Origin of the sequence: Paraburkholderia oxyphila NBRC 105797, from assembly GCF_000685075.1 — a bacterium.
In the GTDB taxonomy this organism is placed as follows: domain Bacteria; phylum Pseudomonadota; class Gammaproteobacteria; order Burkholderiales; family Burkholderiaceae; genus Paraburkholderia; species Paraburkholderia oxyphila.
Window position 1 is genome coordinate 1 of record NZ_BAYD01000072.1, and the last position, 4,296, is coordinate 4,296.

The window sequence follows — 4,296 nt, forward strand, 5'->3', positions numbered from 1 at the left end:
CAAGTTAAGGCCAACGCGCCGCGAACCGCGCAAAAAGATTCAATACACGGGCAACTCCGGATTACGTCTATCCAGAATGCCCTGCGTCCGAAGCTGCAACGCTTGATCGACCATCTCCGGCTGCGGCAGCAGCCAATACCGCCCCTCACGAATCCCATCGAAAACGCGTTCAGCAAACTGATCCGGCGTGAGCCCATTCGCGCAAAGCATCTTGCGCATCGTGTCAACAAATCCGCGCACCTCAGCGCGCTCATACGCGCCACCAAACGGATCATCAAAGATCGAGCTTTGCACCGGCCCCGGCGCCAGCAGCGAGACACCGATCGGCGCGCCGATCATCTTCAATTCGCCATGCAGCGATTCAGTCAACGCCACCACCGCGAACTTCGTCGCCGAGTAAGGCGCCATCAGCGGGCTCGGCAAGAACCCGCCAATCGATGCGGTATTCACGATCCGTGCAGGCACGTTGCGTTCAAGCATGCGCGGCACGAAACTGCGTATCCCGTTGAGTACGCCATGCACATTGACCGCAAAGCTGCGCTCGAAGCGTTCAGCCGAGATCTCCCAACTGAAGCCGGTCGCCATGATGCCGGCATTGTTGAACAGCAGATCGACACCACCGAAGCGCTGCCACGCGGCTTGCGCCAGCGCCTCGACCGCTTCCGGCCGGCTGACGTCGGTCGGCACGCACAGCACTTCGGCATCGAGCGTCGCGGCGAACGCGTCGAGCCGCGCCGCATCGAGATCGGCGAGCACGAGACGCATGCCCAGCCCCGCCGCGTGCCGCGCAAGACCGCTGCCGATGCCGCTGGCCGCGCCAGTGATGACGGCCGTGCCTCCATCGAAGCGAATCGATGTCGTCATGTTCAGACTCCCAAAGGGTTGATGTGGGGATGCGCGTAGGCCGGCACGGTCGGCGGCGGCAACTCGGTGCGCCCATCGAGCGAGCGCACCTGCAACGCGTTCGCGAGCGGAAAATGCAGGCTGTGCGCGATGACGCCAGTACGCTCGCGCGCCGGCAGCAGGCACAACGCAAGCGCCGTTTCGGCCAGATAGGCGACGTCCTCGGTCGGGTAGCCCTCCGGAATATAGCGGGCCGCGCCGGGCGTGCGGATCGCGGTGCTCGGCGCCACCAGGTTGACGGCAATGCCATCGGCCTCGAGTTCGGCCGCGAGCCCTTGCGTGAAGCGCGACAGCGCGGCCTTCACCGCCGCGTACACGGTGGCGCCCCCGGCGCGCGCGAAATCGTCGAAGGGCCGCAGCGGCGGCAGTGCCGTCACCGAGCCGACATTCACGATCCAGCCCGCGCCGCGCGAGCGCATCAGCGGGATCGCCGCCTGCGCGAGTGCGAACGGGATGCGCAGATAGTGGTCGAAGGTGCGCTCGAACATCTCCATGGGCATGGTCTCGACGCTCTCGTAATCGGCGACCCCCGCGTTGTTGATCAGGATGTCCAGCCCGCCCGCGGCCTGCGCCGCGCGCTCGACGAGCGCATCGCGCCCGACGGCATCGGTCAGATCGGCGGCAAGCGCAATCGCGCGGCCACCGGCGCTCTCGATCAGCGCGACCGTCTCCGCCAGCGTGCCGGCCACGTCGCCTGAGCTGCCGAGGCTGCGTGCCGTGACCACCACGGTTGCGCCTTCGGCGGCGAGCCGCTGCGCGATCGCGCGGCCGATGCCGCGGCTCGCGCCGGTCACGAGCGCACACTTGCCCGCAAGTTTTTGCGTTCCGATTCTATTCATCAGCTTTCCTTAGTAATTGTCGGTCGATTTGATCACTGTCAGCCGGCCAGATCGGCCACGTCGAGGACGAGTTTCGCTTTGGCTTTGCCGAACTGAACGAGGTCCAGTGCGTGCGCTGCCTGTTCGAGCGGCAGGGTTTCGATGCGCGGTGTTCGCAGGCCGGCCTGCTCGACGAGCGCGGCGATGCGGCCGAGCTGCTCGCCGCTCGGCATGCGGCTGAAGGTCATCGCGGTACGCAGACCGCGCTTGCCGGCCTCGGCGGCAAGCGCCGGCAGCCGTTCGGCATCTTCGGCGGTGAGCGTCATGATGTTGACGAGCACCCCGCCCGTTGCCAGCAGATCCAGCGCGGCGGGCAAAGTGCCTGCGCCAACCGCGTCGAGCACGACGTCGACGCCATGCGGCGCCCACGCCTTCACGGCGGCCCCGATATCCTCGGACTGGTAGTCGATAGCGAGGTCGCTGCCGAGCGCCTCCACATAGGACCGGTTGTGTGCCGCGCAGGTGGCGGCGACTTCGGCGCCCGCCTGCTTCGCGAACTGGATCGCAAACGTGCCGACGGCGCCAGCGCCGCCATGTATCAGGATCTTTTGCCCAGCGCGCAGGCCACCGTCGTCGAAGACGCCGGCCCAGGCGGCCAGCGCCGGTGTCGGCGTCGCGGCGGCCTGCGCGAAGCTCATGTTCTCAGGAATGCGAACGACTGAATCGTGCCGCACCGTCACAAACTCGGCATACGAGCCCCACTTCCCGGCGCCCACGTCCGTTTGCGCGAAGACGCGCGTGCCGGGCGACGGGCCGTCGACGCCCTCCCCCAGCGCGACGACGACACCGGCCGCGTCGAAGCCGATCACGAACGGGAACGTGTATTCGATGAACGCGCCAAGATAGCCCTCACGGCACTTCCAGTCGGCGGGATTGACGCCGGCGCACGCGACGCGGATCAGCACCTCGCCGGGGCCGGGTTCGGGATTGGGCAGGTCCGCCAGGGTCATCAGATCTGAAGGACCGGTGCGGTCGATCTGGATAGCTCGCACAGGGGTGTCTCCTTTATTTATTCGATTCGCCGTTTCCGGCGCACTACTTAGACAGGCTGCGAGGCGTACTACGAAGCGGGGACCGTAAGCAGACTCGAAGCAAGCGGACAGAACGCGTGCGAGATCGCTTCTACGGTCCATTGGGGATGTTCGGCATCGAACCATCGGTCGACCCAGCCCCAGTGGAACGGATGCAACAGATATTCGCCGAGCAGATCATCGGCCCGCGCGAACTCCTGCTGCCAGACGTGCGTCCACGTGCCGGGCGTGGCGACGCGGCTCAACCGCCAGTTGCGGATGCCGGCCATGAACTCGGGCATTTGCAGCAATTCGCGCTCGAGCGCGGCGACATGAGTGTCACTGGCCCCGACGCGAACCCGGAGCATCAGCGTGCGCCAGATGCCGTCGCGCAAGCCCGAATCGCGCAGGCTGCCCCCAATGCTTAGGCATCCGACATGATCGATGCGGGTGACGCCGGCAATCGTGGCGAGATCGGCGAATACGTCATCGCATGCCGGAGCGTCGTCGCCAGGCACGAGGTCGAGCGTGTAGTCGCCCGCCCCCCAACTCCCTTCGAGATTGCGCGCGAAGCCGATACGGGCGTGGCTGGACAGTCCGGCGACGCGCGCCGCTAGAGTACGTTCGATCGCGTTCGTATCGGCGCCCGCGCCGATGAATACCTGGGCCGTCTCATGCCGCATGATGTGCCTCCAGCGGAGCGGGCAACGGCGTCTGCGCGTCGACCATGACATGGCGCTGCCGGCTTTCACAAATGGCATCGACGTTCATCCAGAAGCCGACCACCGCGGCATCGGTCATTGCACGCATGCGGTAGTAGGCTGGTGCATCGGCGACCTGCCACAACAGGCGGAGGACGTTGGGCTGACCGGGCACGGCGACAGGCGGCGACACCCATTGTCCGGCGAGGCTCAACCCGCGAGACGCGTGGCCGGGCAGATAGTGTTGCTGCAGCGCTGCGAGCACCTCCGGGATGCGCTCGGGGGCGAGCGTGATTTCATCGAGAATATGGATCATGGTTCGTTATGGGGTTGCGCCGGGTTCTGACTGCGCTGCCGCGCCGCCATGCGGGCGGCGCGGTGCGGGAGGTGGGTATGATTCTAGGGTGCAGTTTGAGGCCGAACCCCTACCGGCCCGATCAGCCATCCCTACCGCGGCGGTCAAAACGCGAAGCGCATGAAAGCCCGTTTGGAGGCGCACGACCGTGCGAGGACACTGGGATAGGCCGTGACAAAGGGCGTATTCATCCCACCACGCGCTACGCGCGTGACGAGCGGTTCTACGAGGGAAACGTGGCATGCGCCTGGACAGGCGCATGCGGGCGGGTTCTACGAATACGCGTGCATCCGATCGGTTTGTTCAGGGTTGTGCCGTACGGCGCTGCGCGCGCCGTACGGCATAACCCAAACCGACCGGGTGCAAGCGTGTATGCGGGAATCACATGTATGGTCGGGATGCAGGCGCATTGTCTTGCAGCCCGCTGGTTTCCCTGGCAGCCCCTTCCG

General features: G+C 66.0%; 5 protein-coding genes. All 5 read right to left on the reverse strand.

Annotation, left to right across the window (positions count from 1 at the left end):
* Positions 1–39: 39 nt before the first annotated feature.
* Complete coding sequence (locus tag BO1_RS33335; RefSeq protein WP_028221267.1) at positions 40–864, reverse strand: SDR family NAD(P)-dependent oxidoreductase; 825 nt, start codon at positions 862–864, stop codon at positions 40–42.
* Between the two features lie 2 nt (positions 865–866).
* Positions 867–1,742 carry an SDR family NAD(P)-dependent oxidoreductase gene (locus BO1_RS33340; RefSeq protein WP_028221268.1) on the reverse strand — a complete coding sequence of 292 codons (876 nt, stop codon included), beginning with the start codon at positions 1,740–1,742 and terminating at the stop codon, positions 867–869.
* Between the two features lie 38 nt (positions 1,743–1,780).
* Positions 1,781–2,773 carry an NADP-dependent oxidoreductase gene (locus BO1_RS33345; RefSeq protein WP_028221269.1) on the reverse strand — a complete coding sequence of 331 codons (993 nt, stop codon included), beginning with the start codon at positions 2,771–2,773 and terminating at the stop codon, positions 1,781–1,783.
* Positions 2,774–2,841: 68 nt separating this feature from the next.
* Positions 2,842–3,474, reverse strand: coding sequence for a Dabb family protein (locus BO1_RS33350; RefSeq protein WP_028221270.1), 633 nt, complete (start codon positions 3,472–3,474; stop codon positions 2,842–2,844).
* Complete coding sequence (locus BO1_RS33355; protein WP_028221271.1) at positions 3,464–3,808, reverse strand: hypothetical protein; 345 nt, start codon at positions 3,806–3,808, stop codon at positions 3,464–3,466. Before BO1_RS33355 ends, BO1_RS33350 begins: the two co-directional genes overlap by 11 nt.
* Positions 3,809–4,296 lie beyond the last annotated feature (488 nt).